Annotated in this window: 18 protein-coding genes; 2 read left to right on the plus strand and 16 right to left on the minus strand. The window is 48.1% G+C overall.

The features are described 5' to 3' along the window. Positions 1-13 precede the first annotated feature (13 nt). Positions 14-832, minus strand: a complete 819-nt coding sequence (locus tag E8L90_RS18685) for an alpha/beta hydrolase family protein (protein ID WP_137030749.1) — start codon at positions 830-832, stop codon at positions 14-16. 203 nt (positions 833-1,035) lie between these two features. Between E8L90_RS18685 and E8L90_RS18690 the strand changes: the two genes are divergently transcribed. Continuing rightward, positions 1,036-1,425, plus strand: a complete 390-nt coding sequence (locus E8L90_RS18690; RefSeq protein ID WP_137030750.1) for a winged helix-turn-helix transcriptional regulator — start codon at positions 1,036-1,038, stop codon at positions 1,423-1,425. Positions 1,426-2,001: 576 nt separating this feature from the next. Here the strand turns inward: E8L90_RS18690 and motB are convergent. The 7 genes from motB to E8L90_RS18730 form a co-directional block, all read right to left on the minus strand. Beyond that, the gene (gene motB, locus E8L90_RS18700) at positions 2,002-2,811 is read right to left on the minus strand and encodes a flagellar motor protein MotB (protein WP_137030751.1); all 810 of its coding nucleotides are present in this window, start codon (positions 2,809-2,811) and stop codon (positions 2,002-2,004) included. Further along, positions 2,804-3,619 carry a flagellar motor stator protein MotA gene (gene motA / locus E8L90_RS18705; protein WP_137033504.1) on the minus strand — a complete coding sequence of 272 codons (816 nt, stop codon included), beginning with the start codon at positions 3,617-3,619 and terminating at the stop codon, positions 2,804-2,806. Before motA ends, motB begins: the two co-directional genes overlap by 8 nt. 91 nt (positions 3,620-3,710) lie before the next feature. Further along, on the minus strand, positions 3,711-4,442 hold the full coding sequence (locus tag E8L90_RS18710; RefSeq protein WP_137030752.1) for a ZIP family metal transporter: 732 nt from the start codon (positions 4,440-4,442) through the stop codon (positions 3,711-3,713). Between the two features lie 89 nt (positions 4,443-4,531). After that, positions 4,532-5,068, minus strand: a complete 537-nt coding sequence (gene def / locus E8L90_RS18715) for a peptide deformylase (protein WP_137030753.1) — start codon at positions 5,066-5,068, stop codon at positions 4,532-4,534. 20 nt (positions 5,069-5,088) lie between these two features. Further along, positions 5,089-5,316, minus strand: coding sequence for a helix-turn-helix domain-containing protein (locus tag E8L90_RS18720; protein WP_137030754.1), 228 nt, complete (start codon positions 5,314-5,316; stop codon positions 5,089-5,091). Positions 5,317-5,427: 111 nt separating this feature from the next. After that, a complete protein-coding gene (locus E8L90_RS18725) occupies positions 5,428-6,030 on the minus strand; it encodes a flavin reductase family protein (RefSeq protein ID WP_137030755.1) in 603 nt (200 codons plus the stop codon). Positions 6,031-6,171: 141 nt separating this feature from the next. Then, complete coding sequence (locus E8L90_RS18730; RefSeq protein ID WP_137030756.1) at positions 6,172-7,899, minus strand: methyl-accepting chemotaxis protein; 1,728 nt, start codon at positions 7,897-7,899, stop codon at positions 6,172-6,174. A gap of 176 nt (positions 7,900-8,075) precedes the next feature. Between E8L90_RS18730 and solA the strand changes: the two genes are divergently transcribed. Further along, the gene (gene solA / locus E8L90_RS18735; protein ID WP_137030757.1) at positions 8,076-9,218 is read left to right on the plus strand and encodes an N-methyl-L-tryptophan oxidase; all 1,143 of its coding nucleotides are present in this window, start codon (positions 8,076-8,078) and stop codon (positions 9,216-9,218) included. Between the two features lie 51 nt (positions 9,219-9,269). On the opposite strand, the gene E8L90_RS18740 is transcribed toward solA, so the two are convergent. The 8 genes from E8L90_RS18740 to E8L90_RS18780 all read right to left on the minus strand — a co-directional run bounded on the left by E8L90_RS18740 (position 9,270) and on the right by E8L90_RS18780 (position 17,342). After that, the gene (locus E8L90_RS18740; protein WP_137030758.1) at positions 9,270-10,100 is read right to left on the minus strand and encodes a protein-glutamine gamma-glutamyltransferase; all 831 of its coding nucleotides are present in this window, start codon (positions 10,098-10,100) and stop codon (positions 9,270-9,272) included. A 390-nt stretch (positions 10,101-10,490) separates the two neighbouring features. Continuing rightward, entirely contained in the window at positions 10,491-11,402 is a 912-nt protein-coding gene (locus E8L90_RS18750) for a DMT family transporter (protein WP_167497611.1), read from the minus strand. A gap of 128 nt (positions 11,403-11,530) precedes the next feature. After that, a complete protein-coding gene (locus E8L90_RS18755) occupies positions 11,531-12,229 on the minus strand; it encodes an LrgB family protein (RefSeq protein WP_137030760.1) in 699 nt (232 codons plus the stop codon). Next, positions 12,207-12,596: a CidA/LrgA family protein gene (locus E8L90_RS18760; RefSeq protein ID WP_137030761.1), complete on the minus strand. Its 390-nt coding sequence runs from the start codon at positions 12,594-12,596 to the stop codon at positions 12,207-12,209. Before E8L90_RS18760 ends, E8L90_RS18755 begins: the two co-directional genes overlap by 23 nt. 114 nt (positions 12,597-12,710) lie before the next feature. After that, positions 12,711-13,607 carry a LysR family transcriptional regulator gene (locus E8L90_RS18765; protein WP_137030762.1) on the minus strand — a complete coding sequence of 299 codons (897 nt, stop codon included), beginning with the start codon at positions 13,605-13,607 and terminating at the stop codon, positions 12,711-12,713. Positions 13,608-13,718: 111 nt separating this feature from the next. After that, entirely contained in the window at positions 13,719-14,831 is a 1,113-nt protein-coding gene (locus tag E8L90_RS18770) for an Ig-like domain-containing protein (RefSeq protein WP_137030763.1), read from the minus strand. Positions 14,832-15,001: 170 nt separating this feature from the next. Beyond that, a complete protein-coding gene (gene metA, locus E8L90_RS18775; RefSeq protein ID WP_137030764.1) occupies positions 15,002-15,919 on the minus strand; it encodes a homoserine O-acetyltransferase MetA in 918 nt (305 codons plus the stop codon). 163 nt (positions 15,920-16,082) lie between these two features. Further along, positions 16,083-17,342 carry a Glu/Leu/Phe/Val family dehydrogenase gene (locus E8L90_RS18780; RefSeq protein WP_137030765.1) on the minus strand — a complete coding sequence of 420 codons (1,260 nt, stop codon included), beginning with the start codon at positions 17,340-17,342 and terminating at the stop codon, positions 16,083-16,085. Between the last annotated feature and the right edge of the window lie 74 nt (positions 17,343-17,416).

Genomic DNA, 17,416 nt, shown 5'->3' on the forward strand with positions numbered 1-17,416 from the left:
CTATCCCTTTTCCTTATACAGCGACCGTCTCCTTCTCCTGCAATCTTGCCAGCCAGCTCTTCGTACTCGCAATCAAGCGTTTGTAGCTGTCTGCCGAGGAAAAGGTATGGTCTCCTCCGACTACTACTTCTGTTTCGCAGCTCCCGCGTCTCCGCAGATGTAGCTCTCGCTCATAATGAAACATCGCATCCACCGCAATGACGTCATCCCGATTGCCATGCAGGATTAACACATCTCCCTCAAACTGCTTTGCTTGACGGAGCGGCAGAGCGGTACCCAGCGACTGAAAAAAGCGCTTCTCCAATCCATAGCCCAAATGATCCGTTTTGCCATAGGAAAGTGCTTCCTTGTATTCCTTTTCCCCCACGATCCGAATGATATCGTCGAAGGGACGTGCTACTGGTGCCCATAGGATGAGCGAGTGTATTCGTTTATCCTGGCTCGCTGTCAGTACGCTGACCGCCCCACCCAAACTATGCCCTAACAGGCACACACGCTCCTGATCTACCTGTTCCAGCGTGAAAACATGGCCGAGAACATCACGAGTTTGCGCAAGCAGGACATCCAAACCACCTGCCCCATAATCGCCGTCGCTTTCCCCGCAGCCTCCGTAATCGAAGCGCAGTACGCCAAAACCGTGTGCGGCTAATTCTCTGGCAGCTTTTACAAACAAGCGGTTCACTCCAATCCGACTGCCGATAAAGCCATGGCAAATGACAACCAACGGGTATTTCACTCTGGTCTTGCCTGTTGTGCATGTAGGTTCATGCAGGGTAGCCGTCAACGAAATCGTGTCGCTAGGTATTTGCAAAATCCGTTCCAAAGAACTCACCTCTTTTATTGTTAGTATTCCGAGCTGTTTACTTAGTTATTATGTTTATTATCTGCATTTTCATGAACGCTGTCAAGATGAACCAGAAAACTCAATGAAAAATCATCCCGCACCGTTTATGATGGAAGGGAACGAGGCGCAACATAAGAATGCTTGCTTTGCTGGAGCTGTTGCACCGAAGATAGAATTGTGAGGAGAAAACTATGTCCGACTTGCGGAAAGAAACCTTGGAAAAAATAAAAAACGGTGATTTCAACTGTTCCAAGGAGCTGACCTTGTCTATGTTCAGCGGAAAATGGAAAGTCGTGATCCTGTGGCATTTAGGGGTAGAAGGCCCGCATCGCTTCAGCGAGCTGCAACGGCTATTCCCAAAAATCACACATAAAATGCTAACGAATCAGTTAAAAGAGCTAATCGAAGACGGGATTGTTCACCGGGAAGTATTCCCTGAGGTTCCCCCACGCGTGGAGTATTCCATGACGGAGTTGGGGATGACTTTATTGCCCATTGTAGAAATGATGTATGAGTGGGGCGAAATGCGAATGGGGCAGTTGAAGCTGGAATTGGGGGAGGCGTCTGAGTCGTCTGTCTAGCTGTTGTGGTGGGGAGGAAACAGGAGAAAACGCTCAGCTTCTTGGAACACCTGCGGGGAAGCTGGGGTGCCCGGCTCCGTGAAAAAAAGAGAAACCGCGTCCAAAGTCGACTGTTCAGGATGTGTCTCAGAGGTGGACGCTAAAGGCAGTTTCTCTTTTTTTCACTGCGCCTCGGTAGGTGTGTCCAAAGATCTTCGCTTATTTCTCCTGTTTCCTCTGCGAACTGTTCGGGATTCCACCTTCTTTTAATAAAAAGAAATAGACCTCTTGAATGCTGCTTTCAAGAAGTAAACACTAGCTGCTTGGGAAGAAGCACATTTCCAGTCCTAGCTCCTCTGGAGCCCTACCAAGCTCCGAAATAAATGGCGGGGGTTTTCAGCTTCAACCTCTGAGATTACCTCTTCGAAACTCTACTTTTGAAGCGCTCCCGACATTTATTTCGGAGCGGACAGCTCAATCACGCAGTAGGGCGTAGGCCGAAGCGTAGACTGGAAATGGGCTTCTTCCCCTCCACTACAGCTACTATAAACAAAAACAAAAAAGGATAGCCTCCCGAGGAAGCTATCCTTTTAGTTATTACGGATTCACACTATTTTTCGGAGGAGAAGCCAGATCACGGAGGATCGCTACCTCTACCCGTCTGTTTTTCGCTCTGCCATCTGCCGTCGTATTCGGCGCTACCGGATGATATTCTCCCAAGCCTGTCGCGCTGAATTTCGTCGGGTCTAGATTCTTGTTTTCCAGAAGCACCTTCAAGAAGTTAACTGAACGTTTGGCACTGAGATCCCAGTTGGATGGGAACTCTGCACGGCGAATCGGCACATTGTCCGTATGACCAGTTACGGTCACTTTTTTCGGGTGCGGCACCAGCATTCCTGCCATTTCAGAGGCAAGCTTTCTCGCTTCCGGTTTCAGATCAGCTTTACCGGAGTCAAACAACGCATTGTCCAAAATGGTGATCAGCAGTCCTTCTTCGGTCAGCTTGGTTTGGAGCTTGTCCTGCAGCTTGTTTTGCTGAATGTATCCGTCCAGCTTTGTCTGTAGCTTTTTCAAGTCCTCTGTCTCTTTGCGGACCGCTTCTTCCAGACGCTTTTCTTCTTCTGTCTTCTGTTTTTCTGCTTCCTGTGCGCCTTTGTGCAAGGTTTGCTGTTGAAGCTGCGGGTCTAGGGGTACCGGGCTTGGGTAGTTCATGACTCCCGTACCGCCGTTGATTGCAACGCTGAAGGACCGAACCATTTGGTCGAACTTCTTCGCATCCATCTCGCTAGAGGCGAACAACACGATAAACAAAGCAAGCAGAAGGGTAAGCAAGTCCGCGTATGGAATTAGCCAAGACTCGTCCATATGCTCTTCATGATGAGCATGTCTCTTTGGTCGCTTAGCCATTTACCGCAGCTCCTTCCTCCCTCTTCTCTTCCTTCATTTCTTCTTTCATTTCCGCACGCTCTTTGTACGGAATGTAAACCAGCAGCTTTTGCTCAATCGCAGTCGGGGATACACCCGCTTGAATGGAAAGCAATCCTTCGACCATGATTTTTTTGATTTCGATTTCTGCCTTTGATTTCCGTTTGAGCTTGGTCGCGAACGGATGCCATAAAACGTAACCCGTGAAAATACCGAGCAACGTAGCTACGAACGCAGCCGCAATCGATATACCCAATGCATCGATGTCACTCAAGTTACCCAAGGCTGCAATCAGACCGACAACCGCACCCAGTACCCCGAGAGTCGGAGCGTAGCTTCCCGCTTGGCTAAAGACGAGTGCCCCTGCCTGATGGCGCTCTTCAATGGCGTGAATTTCTTCATTCAGAACATCGCGAACAAAATCCGGTTCTCCACCATCAATGATCATCTTCATGCCGTTACGCAGAAATGGATCTTGAATCTCATCAGAAGTGTTTTCCAGTGCAAGCAATCCTTCGCGACGAGCGATGGAAGCCCAGTTCATAAACTGACCGATCAATTCTCTTTTTTCAGGGAGCTTTTTTTCTTTAAAAATTATCTTGAAAAGAGCAGGAATACGCTTGATTTCCGACATGGGAAATGCGTTGAAAAGGGCAGCAATAGTACCTACGATGATGATCATAATTGCTGCTGGATTCAGTAATGACATGGGACTTGCATGCTTCAAGATCATCCCGACCACTACTGCGACAATACCTAAAACTATACCTATCAAGGTAGACTTTTCCATCGTGACACTCCCTACTTCCATAATCGAAATCTATCTATATATGGTTTCGGAATTTTTGCTCTCACTTGTGAGGCTTTTTGAAAAAAACCGCTCATCCGAACGACTGAACTAGTCCAATCATAACCAAAAGTCCTAGGATGAACGAAAAAGTCGCGGAACGAGCATGACCATCTCCATGACTTTCGGGGATGAGCTCCTTGTAAACGATAAACAGCATCGCGCCTGCGGCAAAAGAAAGGCCGTATGGTACGAGCCCATGTACAAAAGAGGTCAGGTAATAGCCACAAATCCCAGAGATGATTTCGACTGCTCCGGTCATCGTAGCCAAAATAAACGCCTTGAGACGACTGACCCTTTGATTAATTAGAAAAAGCGCCACTAGGAAGCCTTCTGGTGCATTTTGCAGACCGATTGCAAAAGAAATCAGGCCACCCAAGCCGGACTGTTCACTCGAATAGCTCACGCCAACGGACAAGCCCTCTGGAATATTGTGCAAGGTAATCGCGGACAAAATCAGCAGCGATTGCGAATCCATCGAAATGTTGATTCTCGTATGCTCCAGATCGATATGCGGGACGATGCTTTCCAACACCGTAAGCAGCAATGTTCCGGTAAGCACTCCCAAACAAACGATTATAAATGGCGCGCTCTGAAGTGCCTGTGGGATCAGACTGAATGTCGAGGCAGCCACCATAATTCCAGCCGTAAACGCCAACAATATATCCCGCCATCGATGTGACACCGACTTGAAGAAAAGGATAGGCAAGGCGCCTACACCAGTAGCCATGGCAGAAAGAAAGCTACCTATCAGTAGTTGTTCCATGTGTGTTCCTCCACGTAATAATGCCGCTCTTCAGATGATACCATTTAGGCTCACGTAAAAAGATATCCGGAACAAACGGCCTTCTACTATCATATTTCCCGAATGGAGATGGTACGCCTTTTGGTTAGGCGAATCACATCCAACAAATCAACTTTTTGCCTTGTGGTTTCATGATACAGCCATTTTTCCTGAACATGATCCACAAATAAAATTCCGTCTAAATGATCGATTTCATGCTGCATACAAACAGCAAGGAATCCGTCTGCTGCAAGGATCATTTCCTCGCCTTGTCTGTTCAACGTCTTTACCTTTACATGCTCGGCTCTCTTTACATTGCCATAGTAACCCGGAAAAGATAAGCAAGCCTCCATTCCGCTTTGTTCGCCACTCCTTTCTATGATTTCTGGATTAATGAGCTCCATTAATCCATCTCCGCAATCCATGACAACCACTCTGCGAAGAATGCCTACTTGAGGTGCGGCAAGACCAGCACGGCCATCTGCGGCATATAAGGTCTCAGCCATCTCATCCAGTAGCTTGAACGTTTTCGCATTCAGCTCATCCACTGGCTTGGCTACTTTGCGCAAAATCGGGTCTCCAAAAGGCAAAATCTGTTTCACTGCCATATTTTTATGCTCCCTTCACTCTATTTAGGCGGTGTATATGCCCACAAGTCATTTGGTGTACACTCCAGAGCTGTACAGAGTGCATCAAGTGTCTCGGCTTTCATTTGCTTGGGCTGACTGGTTAGTAAAGCACTGATGGAGGCTGGAGACAGACTGTAATTTGCTTTCTCTTTCAACAGCCTTGCTAAAGCGGCTCCCGTCCAAACTTCTCTTTCTGCCATTACTTTTCGCAACATCCAGACAAGCATCTTTTCACCCCTCAAAATTCGGTATTAACTAATTTTATTCGGCAACACCTAATATACCATATTTTGTATACAGAAATACAAAAACGCCAAAAACTTGGCGTTTTTGACGTTCTACGTTTCCGATCGATATGTTTTTCCCAACTGATCACCGAGACTAAAATAATGACGGAAGTTGTAGATCAGCGGATTCCATGCTTGGGGGTTCACGTGATGAGCACTTTGTACAATTTGTTTGTCTGCATGGACGCAACGCACTTCTGTCTCCACGATCGCAAACATGTCGGCATATTCCGGAAAACGGATTGTGCGGACGACTGCTTCGAGTTGAAGCTGGCATTCTCCCACTCGTTTTGGACGAACGATATCAGAGTCAACAGGAGTCAAATTGGCTGCCTGAAACTTATTCGCTTCATAGCGGAAGCCAAGCTCCTGTTTGTAGGTGGGTACGGGATTGCGTCCTGTTAGCGGAGCCAACGCTTCCACTTGCTGCCACATCGAGGCATCCGGCAAATTGATGACACACTCCTGCCGCTGACGCAAATTTTCCAATCCATGCGAGCCAAACCCGAGTCCCAGAATGACAAAATTCCCCAACGCCCACGACGATGAAATGGGACTGATGTTTGTTGTGCCATCTTCATTTTCAGTCGTCAACAGGACGACGGGGGTTCCGTAATACAAAATCTTCGGTTGGATGGTTGTATGGCTTGTCATGAACATAGCCCCCTTTGACTAGAATCCATCTTGCTACGACTTATTCTAGTCGAGGATTATTTCCATCGCGCTCGAAGTGTGAATGTATGCTTACCTCTGCAACAATCTCGTGATAGCCTCGTTCGTTTGCACGGTATATGTCTATACCTTAAATCGGCGAATCATATGCTGCAGCTCTTCTGCCATATTGGAAAGAGCTGTTGCTGACGAAGCGATTTCCTCCATAGAAGCGAGCTGCTGCTGTGTAGCAGCGGAAACGTTTTGCGTGCCCTCAGCAGTCAAGTCGGAAACTTCGCTGACCAGCTCCATCGCTTGTACGACCTGTTCGGTATGGGCAGACACTTCCTGGGCAGATGCAGACACATCGTGAATCTGGTCGGCTACTGTGCCAATCGAGTTCTGAATTTCCCCGAAGGTTTCGCCCGCACGGTGAACGACGCGAATTCCTTCTTTTACTTCTTGGGTACCTGTTTCCATCGATTCGACCGCGACTTTTGTATCTGTCTGAATCGTACTGATCAACTGCGCAATTTTTTGAGCGGACTGAGCTGATTGCTCTGCCAGCTTCCGTACTTCATCTGCTACAACCGCGAATCCACGGCCGTGCTCTCCTGCGCGTGCTGCTTCAATCGCTGCATTGAGGGCGAGCAGATTGGTCTGATCCGCAATACCTGTAATGACCTCGATGATCTCTCCGATTGCTTGAGAATGATTGCCCAGACCGTCTATCACAGATGAGAGCTCACGCATCGAAGCGTGGATCGCATTCATTTGTTGAACCGCGGCCTGAATCGACTGGTTGCCTTCTCCTGCCATGTTGGCTACTTCGCTCACCATATTGGATGTTTGCTGTGCGTTATTTGCGATTTGACGAATTCCTCGTGACATATCATCAATGGATTTCGACCCATTCTCTACACTCGCTACCTGGCGATCAACGCCTGCTGCCACTTCTTGAACAGTAACAGCAATCTGTTCAGTGGCCCTGCTTGTCTGATCTGCACTTGCCGTCAATTGCTCAGCCGATGCGGCTACCTGCTCGGAGGTTCCACCTACCTGACGAATGACAGTGGTTAAACTGCTGGTCATCTCATTGAACGAATTCACCAGATCCAAAATCTCGTCACGACTTTTGACAACCAATGGCTCCACACGTAAATCACCATCAGCGACTTTCTTCATCTCTTCCATCAAACGCAAGATCGGTCGACGGATGCTTGACGTCAGTACGACCGCTAGCGCCACACACGCAATGATAGAGATAATCATGATAATATTCAGGTCCCGCTTGACTGACTCATACAGTTGCGCACTTTCCGTGCCAGCGCGTTGTGCTCCTTCACTGTTATTCGTCATCATGGCATCCAAATATTTCTTGCGTTCTACAAACAATTCACTGCCTTTTTTCTTGATGCGCTCCAGCTCGGCCATGTCTGCATCGGTAGCCGGTCTTCTGATATCGACCTTTTTGGCGATTACCACGTATTGCGGACTGAAATCCTCGTATTTTTGCAGCGCCTGCTTCAATCCTTCAAAATTGTTACGGTCCTCTTCACTGGAAATCGTTTTTTCATAGCTGGCCAATAAGCCGTCCATATAGGCAAATTGGTCATCGACTTGCTTTGCGTACTTATTCTTGGCATCCATGTTCTCTGTCGTAAGCATGGTTTGCGTAACTCCGTAAATGGCTTCTAGTGTCATGTTGATCTTCAAAATATCTTCCAGACCTGGGCGCCACTTCGTATTCATTTCCACCATCTTCTGATTCATCTGTTCCATCTTGATAATGGTCGTGATCCCCATAAACAGCATGATGACCAGGATCAGCGCGTACGCACTACCCAATTTTTTTCCGATCGTCCATTTCATTTCGTAAACACCACTTTTCTTGACATATGATAATAACGTAATCTCCTTTTCCCTCCCAACTGATGGAATAAACCTTATTGCACACAAAAAAATGGATCTTTCCACAAAAAATTAAAATCCACCATTCAGAAAACTCCTGTAAGATAGATGAAAATAAGCGGAATGGAGGACGGTTGATGCAAAACTACGACGTCATTATTGTTGGAGCAGGGTCGATGGGAATGGCAGCTGGCTACTATCTAGCGAAACAGGGCATGCGTACACTCATGATCGATGCCTTTGATCCCCCACACACGATGGGTAGCCATCATGGGGATACCCGTATCATTCGCCATGCGTACGGAGAAGGAAAGCAGTACGTCCCGCTTGCGTTGCGAGCGCAACAGTTGTGGTCAGAACTGGAACAAGCATGTGGTATACCGATCTTCGCCAAAACGGGTGTTTTGAACGCTGGACCCTTGAATTGTCCTTTCCTGAATGAAATTCGGGTGAGCGCCGAGCAGTACTCCCTGCCCTTGGAAGTACTCAATGCCGATGAGGTCATGCAACGCTGGCCAGGAATCAATCTGCCTACTGATTACTACGGTTGCCTGGAGCCTACTTCAGGTGTGCTTTATTCCGAAAACGGTATTCGTGCCTATCGAGAGCTCGCCCTTTCCTCAGGAGCTACACTGTTGACGAACACGCCAGTCACGCAGTTGGAGCCAGCAGGAAATGGGTTCATCGTACATACGGAATCTACCAGCTACCACGGCGATAAAGTCCTTCTATCCGCCGGTGCTTGGAATGGTTCTCTCCTTGACTCATTGGGCTTGTCCATCCCGCTCACGCCTACACGCAAAACGGTCGCCTGGTTTGGTGCAGATGAGAACCAGTACAGTGCGGATGGCTTTCCCGCTTTCATCGTTCGCCTTCATGACTCCATGTTCTACGGATTTCCCAGCTTTGATGGCAGTGGTGTAAAAATCGGACGCCATGACGGAGGACACGCCATCGATCCCGATAAATTGGAACGTACCTTTGGCACCTATTTGTCAGACGAAGGCGATGTACGCTCCTTTTTGGAAACGTATATGCCTGGGGCAGCCGGACCATTGCGACAAGGTAAGGTATGCATTTACACCATGACACCGGATGAGCATTTCGTCATTGACCGTCATCCTGAACATCCACAGCTCGTATTTGCAGCAGGCTTTTCCGGGCACGGTTTTAAATTCGCAAGTGCGATCGGGGAAGCGACGAGCCAACTGCTGGTAGAAGGATCATCTTCCCTTGACCTGTCTGTGTTTTCCTGGAAGCGATTCTCCTGTCCCTCATAAGTGAAAAAAGCCTCTCACCACGTTAATATTGGCAGGAGGCTTTCTTTCGTTTTACCACTCCCAAGACAAAGAACCGATCTGCGCTGTAATTCGACTGCTCGCTTGTATGGGATGGCCGGAAACTCGCATGGTAGAGCGACCGTTGTCGTAGGGAAACAGGTAGGCGAAACCGGGCCGAGTCGCCTGATTAACCAAATAGGCAGACCTCATTGCTCCCTCTCTTCGTTGTTCATTCAAAAATGCTACCATCTCACTCGCTCGTTTGATCCCCGCACCATGCCCGTAGTACAAGCCATTACCGAGCACTACTGCATTTTCTCCTTGCCACTGCGGTGTCGCCCGATCGTAATCAGGATTGGCAAAATAAATCACATCACCAGGCAAGAAGGTATTTGTCCTTATTGTTTGCAAGTCCAGATCCTGATCGTACCGCCAGTCATATAGCAAGATGTCCGAAAACATTCTCTCAAAATCCGGTAAACGAATGGACTGTAGGACTGCATGATAAATAATAATGACCATCGCCGTAGCGCACTCCGTGGCGTATCTTTGGCCCTCACGAAAAATATTGATAATCCCGCTGGATGGTAGCACTCCGGGTCGCAAGCGGAATCCGCCCTGGTCTGTTCGAATCCAGTAAGCTGGATTGGCACGAGATTCTTCAAAAGTAGAAAAGGCTAGGCCGCTTTCGTTCAGTGCCAAGGCAGACCTCACCAGATGATCGCGCGTTTTTAGTTCAAATTGCAGGAGCTCAGGAGTCGGATATTCAAATACTTCATCACTACGTGCCATAATCGCTACTATTTCACGCTGTACCGGATTTAATCCCCATTCCGCTGCCAACGCGGCGGGATTAGCTGGTCTCCCCGCTATGACGATCATATACAACCTCCCCTTCACACACTGTCCTTCTTATTTGTATGCGAAAGCCTATGTCCACGTGATCGACTAAAAAACCATCAGATAAGCACGGAACATAGTGGTGGAGAAGAAAAAGCACAGTTCTCTTCGACTCTGACACGCCAGCAGGGGGGATTCACTGGACGTCTCCACTACAAAAAGGGGACCGTCGAGCCAAAGCCACCCTACGGGCGGAAGATTCTCAGGGGAGAAGTGTTCGACAAGCGTGGTCCCCTTTTTGTAGTTCCGACTGGGTAGGCGTTGTCAAGGTCTGCGAGCCCTGTGCTTTTTCTTCTCACTAGCCTTGTGCGTTGATCGGTACCATCCTAATAAAAATCCCACGTCTGTTTGATCAGACGTGGGATTTCCTTTTTAGCCTTGTGCTTGCTTGACTGTATGTGGTGCCGGGGTCGAGACATGCTTTAAACGCGAGAACATATAGCAGCCGACAATGACGATCACACTGCCGAGCAATTGGATGATGGTCATGCGCTCCCCGAGCAAAAGAAACGCGAGAATGGCCGTAAAAATAGGATTGAAATTGAGGAACATACCGGCTGAGGTTGCGCCCACCTGTTGCACACCGATATTCCACAACACCATACTGACGACAGTCGCCATTACACCAACGTAGAACAAAGACAGCCAGAACGTCCAGTCTGTGTTGCTGATCGTAAATGTGGTGACATTAAAGGGCAGCATCAATGCGACACCGAAAATCCCCGAGTACAGTGTGGACATCATCGGCGAGACAGTCTTCATCGCCCAGCGCCCGCATACGGAGTAAATCCCCCACATAGCGACAGCGGCGAGCATCCACAAATCGCCCGTGTTGAAGTGCAACTGGGACAAGTGTGTGAAGTCTCCTTTGGTCATCACCACAAGCACACCTGCAAACGAGACCAGCATCGCGAGAATCTGCAACGGTCGAATTTTATCGCCCATCAACAATAAGGAAAAAATCGCGATCGAAACCGGATTCAGCGTGGACAATAGCCCGACATTGGTCGCGTCTGTCCGCTCAAGTGCCCAGAACATGAATAAATTAAAAAGTGCTACGCCAGTCACTCCCATCACTATCAAAGGAAGAAGTGCCTCTCGCGTTGGAAATATCCGCTTTTCGCGTATCCAAACAACCGGCAACAAGCAAACAACAGCAATGAGCCAGCGCAAATTGGTCAACGTCAAGGAAGACGCGTGCCCGACGAGAAATTTGCCGACAACAAAATTTCCTCCCCAAAGGAAGCTGGTACAGAGTAATAGGACGATATATAGCGGTCTCATGTTGCCTCCTGCCAAGATGAAAGAGTTAAATGAAGCTTTTATTTGTCCTCTATCATACACCTTTCGCCAGCATTTGGGCGGTCATGTTGCACTTTCCATTTCTATCCTCTTAAAATCCAAACCTTCCTTCACACAGCCAGCCACGACATGATCACCGGCAGCAAGGTAAACGCCCATACCACCGTAATCATCGCTCCGGCGATCACAGCCAAAGTCGCACTGCTTCCTTCTGTTTCCCCACGCTCAAACGCTTTTACCATCCCCAACGCATGTGCGCCCATTCCGTACATCAAGCCGATGGAAACGGGATGACGGAGCCTCATACTCTTGATGATTTTAGGAGCCAAAAAAACGCCTGCGAAGCTGGTCAGCATGCCGAATACTGCCGTCATCGTCGGCATTCCGCCAATCGCTTCGGTTACGCTCATCGCAATCGGCAGGGTAATCGAGCGAGGAATAACGCTAATCGCCGCTTCTTTTCCCAATCCGACTAACATCGTCGTGGAGACACCTGCAATGATGGCAATGAGGGAACCCGTAGCTAGACTCGTCAAAATCATCCGGCGATGCGCCATTAACACCGACCAATTTCGGTACAGCGGAATCGCAAACGCCACTGTGACTACACTCATCATCTCACTAATGAGCGAGGTCGCTTCGCTGTACACCTGATAAGGAATACCTGCGAAAAGCAAAAACAGAATCAAGCCAATCGGCGCCAATATGGCCGGAGAAAACAGCAGAGACGGTCTTTTCTTGTTGAACCGTTTGGCTGCATAGAAGAAAACGAGTGTCAGGAGCACACTAGATGTTTTCCACAGGATCATGCTGTTTCACCTCTCCACGATTGAACATGCGCTCAGCAACAACGCCTGTCGAAACCATCACAAGCGCACAACCGCTCACGACGACCACAAGCACCAGCAATCCTTTTATACCTAATAACCATGGATATTGCATCATCCCAACCAGCGATGGTACGAAAAACAGGATCATTTGCGAGAATAACAGGGTCGCTCCTGCTTCCACCCACTGTAGACGAATCAAGCCGGTATATAGACAAATAAACAAAAGTGCGAGTCCGATCAAACTGCCCGGAACAGGAAGGTGAAAAAACGAGCTTACCCATTTCCCGAGCCAGGTGAAGCCGAACAAAAGCAAAACTTGTGCGATGATGGAGAACCATCTTTTCATCGAGACCACCCCAGTTGCTCTACAAAGGTTGTTCAAAAAGTCACTGTTTGAACGAGTTACCTTCATTCTAAGCCGTCTCGATTCCATTCGTACAATACATAAAAATCATCATTTCTATTCCATTTGGTTATAGCTGTACATTTTCTCTACAAACGATATGAAAGCCTTTGTCGCATGCGATAAATACCCTTCTTTTCGATAAATCAAGGCATACTGCCAGTCAATCACCGGGTAGGAAATGTTGACGGTGTGCAATTGTCCGTTATTCAAACGTCTCACGATCGAGCGTGGAATGAGTGAGATCCCCAGTTGGGTAGCCACCATCTCTCCGACAAAATCCCATAAAGAGCTCATGTAAGCGACTTTCGGTTCAAAGCCGGACAGCTTGCACGCTTGGCGTACCACATCATGCATCGCGTACTCTTCGGTAAACAAAATGAAAGCCTCGTCCTTGAGCTGTTCCAAGCTCACCTCATCGACTCCCGCGAGCCAATGCTCCTGATGAACGATCGCGACGAGGTCCTCTGCGAGCAAGGGAACTGCCACAAATTTCTCCTGATCCGTTGGAAGAACGGTTAATGCCACATCGATGCTGCCTTGTTCCATTTGGATTTCAAGCAGCTTGGCGCTGTATTCCTTCATCTCGATATCAATGCCTGGATACTGCTTTTTAAACAAGGCAATTACATTCGGCAAGAGAAAGGAACCCACCGTTGGCATCATGCCCAGCTTAACCCGCCCCCGCTCGACATTTCGCAATTCTGCAATCGAGGACGACATGCCTTCCATCAGTTGCAACACTTTGGTCGCATAGCTGTAGACCATTTCCCCTGCGTCTGTCAGGTCCATTTTCCGCTCCGTCCGATCCAGCAGAACTACCTCTAGCTCTTCTTCCAATGCCTTGATCATTTTGCTAATAGAAGGCTGAGAGACGTGGAGGGATTGCGCGGCCTTCGTAAAGTTTTTATGTTTGACTACTTCCACAAAGTAATGCAGCTGTCGAATATCCATGATGCCCTCCGTTTTCGTCCAATCAAAAGCGTTAGCTACAGATTACCACAGGCGGGAGTATGCGAAAAAGCCAGGTACGCAGTCGCGCCCTGGCTTTTCCTCCAGCGTGAGTTACTTCACGGTTACCTGTATTTTTATGACTTTTCCATTATACGTCGCCGCAATCGTTGCACGCCCTGCTTTCACAGCCGTGACCTTACCATTCGCTACAGTCACAACGGAGCTGTTCGTGGAGATCCAGTCTGAATTGGTTGTGACATCACCTTTAGTTTTGTCCGTATAGACAGCAGATACTTTCAAGTCTTTTGATTCACCGACTTTAAGATCGACCTTTTTCATGTCAAATTCCAGCTTGGAGATGACAGCAGACTCTACAGGGATCGCGATCGTCTTTCCACCGTAAGTTGCTTTGATTCTCGTTTTGCCAGAGCCTACAGTTTTCACCACTCCATTTTCAACTGTAGCGACTTTTTCATTGTCGGATGTCCACTTGGCTTTGCTTGTTACATCTACTTTTTCTTTGGTAGACAAGGTAGCCAACAGCGTAACCGACTGGGTAGTGTCTAGACGCAGATACAGCTTTTTCTTATCGCTGTCCAGCTTGGAGACGACATCCACCTCTACTGGAATGGATACGCTTTTTCCAGCGTACTTCACTTTGAGCTTCGCTGTGCCCGAGCCTACTGCCGTAACCAAACCATTCGTTACTGTGACGATTTCCTTATTATCGCTTTCCCACTCTGCCTGAGCCGTTACAACAGCAGTAGATTTGTCAGAGAAGGTTGCTGTTGCGTTTACCTGTTTCGTGCTTCCCGCGCTGAGAGCCAGTTTCTTCTGGTCAGCAGTGAGCTTGGAAATCACATCGATCTCAATAGGGACAGTCACACTTTTGCCCCCGAAGCTTGCTTTCACTCTTGTTTTTCCGGAATTAACAGCGGTTACCAAGCCTTTTTCAACGCTGGCGATGTCACTGTCAGAGGAAGTCCACTCCGCTTGCTGTGTGACGTCCTCCGTTGTTTTATCCGTGTATTGCACGCGGACAGTCAACTGCTGCGTCCCCGCTTTTTTCAAGTTTACTGTCTTTTTATCAACCACAAGCTTGGAAATCTTCTTCTGCGTACTTGTCGTCGCAGAATTTGCCAATGCCGGTACATGGCCGACACTGGAAAAGATCAGCCCGACGGTAACAGCCGTAGCGAGCATTCCTTTTTGCCAGTTTCTCATGCTCATATCCCTCTCCTCTCTATTTTCCACCATTTTCTATATCGGCTAAACAACTGTACTTCTTGAATACAAAACGGCAAGGAAATCCATGATTCTTCACCAAATGGCTCCCAGATCAACTGGTCCAAACAAAACCATCCGAATCACCTCGGATGGCTGCTACGATGCTGTCACTTGTCGTTGTTCAAATCATACGGTGTCTCTTGGTAAACGTAATAGTTTAACCAGTTGGAAAACATCAGATTCGCATGCGCGCGCCAGGTGACGATAGGCTCACGACTTGGATCGTCCTTTGGATAGTAATTACGCGGAACAGTAATGTCCAAGCCTTTGTTCACATCCCGCTGATACTCATCTTGCAAGGTGGTCGGATCATATTCGGAATGTCCTGTCACGAAAATTTGTCTGCCATCCCTCGTCGCTACGATGTAAACCCCTGCTTCCTCAGACTCGGACAAAATCTCCAGTTCAGGTACTTGCTCGATGTCTTCCCTGCGATTTTCGGTATGCCTGGAATGCGGAATGTGGAAGTAGTTGTCAAATCCGCGGAACAGCTTCACCTTTTGCTTATTAAGTGTATGAGGGAAGATTCCGAACATTTTTTCTGGCAAAGGATGCTTCGGAACGCCGAAGTGATGATAAAGACCCGCTTGTGCCCCCCAACAAATATGCAGGGTCGAAGTAACGTTCTCCATTTTCCAATCGAGGATTTTTGTCAGCTCCTGCCAATACGTCACGTCTGTGAACTCGAGCTGTTCGACTGGCGCTCCGGTGATGATCATGCCATCAAATCGCTGGTCACAGATCTCCTCAAACGTTTTATAAAACATCGATAAATGTTCTTCCGACGTATTTTTGGACGTATGACTGGACATGTGCAAAAGCACGATTTCCACCTGTAACGGCGTATTTCCCAGGAGACGGAGCAACTGTGTTTCCGTTGTTTCCTTCACTGGCATGAGGTTGAGAATGACGATCCTGAGCGGTCGTATGTCCTGTGTGAAGGCACGGCTATCCTTCATCACAAAAATATTTTCTTGGGCGAGTATTTCTGTTGCAGGCAATTCGTCGGGCAATTTGATTGGCATAAAGATCCCCCTTTCCATCCTTTGAACACAGCTAGAAAAACATTAATCCGACAAATTCGACAAAAATACTAGCCTTCCTGCCAATCCCACAAGGGAAAGATAAGAAAACTTGGCTACGCCAAAAAAAATCCCCTTGCAAGCAAGTTGCAAGAGGTCTCTTCCCTTAAATCCAGCCGCGCGCTTCCATCGCCTCCGTAATTCGCAAAAGCGAGATCATATAGGCTCCCGTGCGCAAGTCCACCTTGTATTGATCAGAGAGCTCCTTTACTGCGCGATAGGCGTTAATCATGGTCATTTGCAGCTTTTCATTTACCTCAACCTCGGACCAGTAGTAATTCATCAGGTTTTGCACCCATTCAAAATAAGAAACCGTTACGCCACCTGCATTAGCGAGAATATCTGGAATCACGGTAATCCCTTTTTCACGCAAAATGGCGTCAGCATCGGGTGTAGTAGGTCCGTTTGCTGCTTCTGCAATCCACTTGGCTTCAATACTGTGGGCATTCGCTGCTGTGATGACATTTTCCAATGCGGCCGGGATCAGAATATCCACTTCCAGCTCCAACAGCTGTTCATTGGAGATGACCGTACCACCTACATACTCCAAAATGGTGGCGTTGTCTTTTAACTGGCCTACCTTTTCGATATCCAAGCCAGCAGCATCATAAATACCTCCGCGTGAGTCACTGACTGCCACGACTTTGAAGCCCAGCCCTGTCAAAACTTGGGCAGCAATTCTTCCTGCGTTGCCAAAGCCTTGAATCGCGACGGTTGTTTGTTCCGGCTTGCGTCCAGAATCTTTTAATGCCTCTAGTATGGTAAAGACACATCCACGGGCAGTCGCTTCGTTTCTTCCTTTGGAACCACCGACACTCAGCGGTTTTCCAGTGATAACTCCTGGAGAATAGGTGCCTTTTAATCGACTGTACGTATCCATCATCCAGCCCATGATTTGTGGGGTTGTATAAACGTCAGGAGCAGGTATGTCTGTCTCCGGCCCGACAATATCAGCGATGGCTTCCATGAAGCCGCGGCTTACTCGTTCCAGCTCGCTTTTGCTGAATTCGTGGGGATCACATATGACGCCGCCTTTTCCGCCGCCATAAGGAAGACCGACTACGCCACATTTGAATGACATCCACATGGAGAGCGCCTTGACTTCATCCATCGTCACATCCGGATGAAAGCGAATCCCTCCCTTCGTCGGTCCTACCGCATCATTATGCTGAGATCGGTAGCCTTCAAAGACACGTACGCTGCCATCATCCATCTTGACAGGAAAGCTGACGGCCAATACTCGTTTGGGTCGCTTTAAAATTTCTACAGCATCGCTCCGCAATCCCAATAATGCCGCCGCAGCGTCAATTTGTTTCTGCACAATTTCGTATGGATTCAGGTTTTCTTTCTCTACAGTATTTAGCATCTCTCTTCCTCCCCAATACTTTTCACTCGTTTTTTCTACATCACCTTGGCACAGAACTAAAGGATGAATGGAGT

The sequence above is a fragment of the Brevibacillus antibioticus genome (assembly GCF_005217615.1).
Taxonomy (GTDB): Bacteria; Bacillota; Bacilli; order Brevibacillales; family Brevibacillaceae; genus Brevibacillus; species Brevibacillus antibioticus.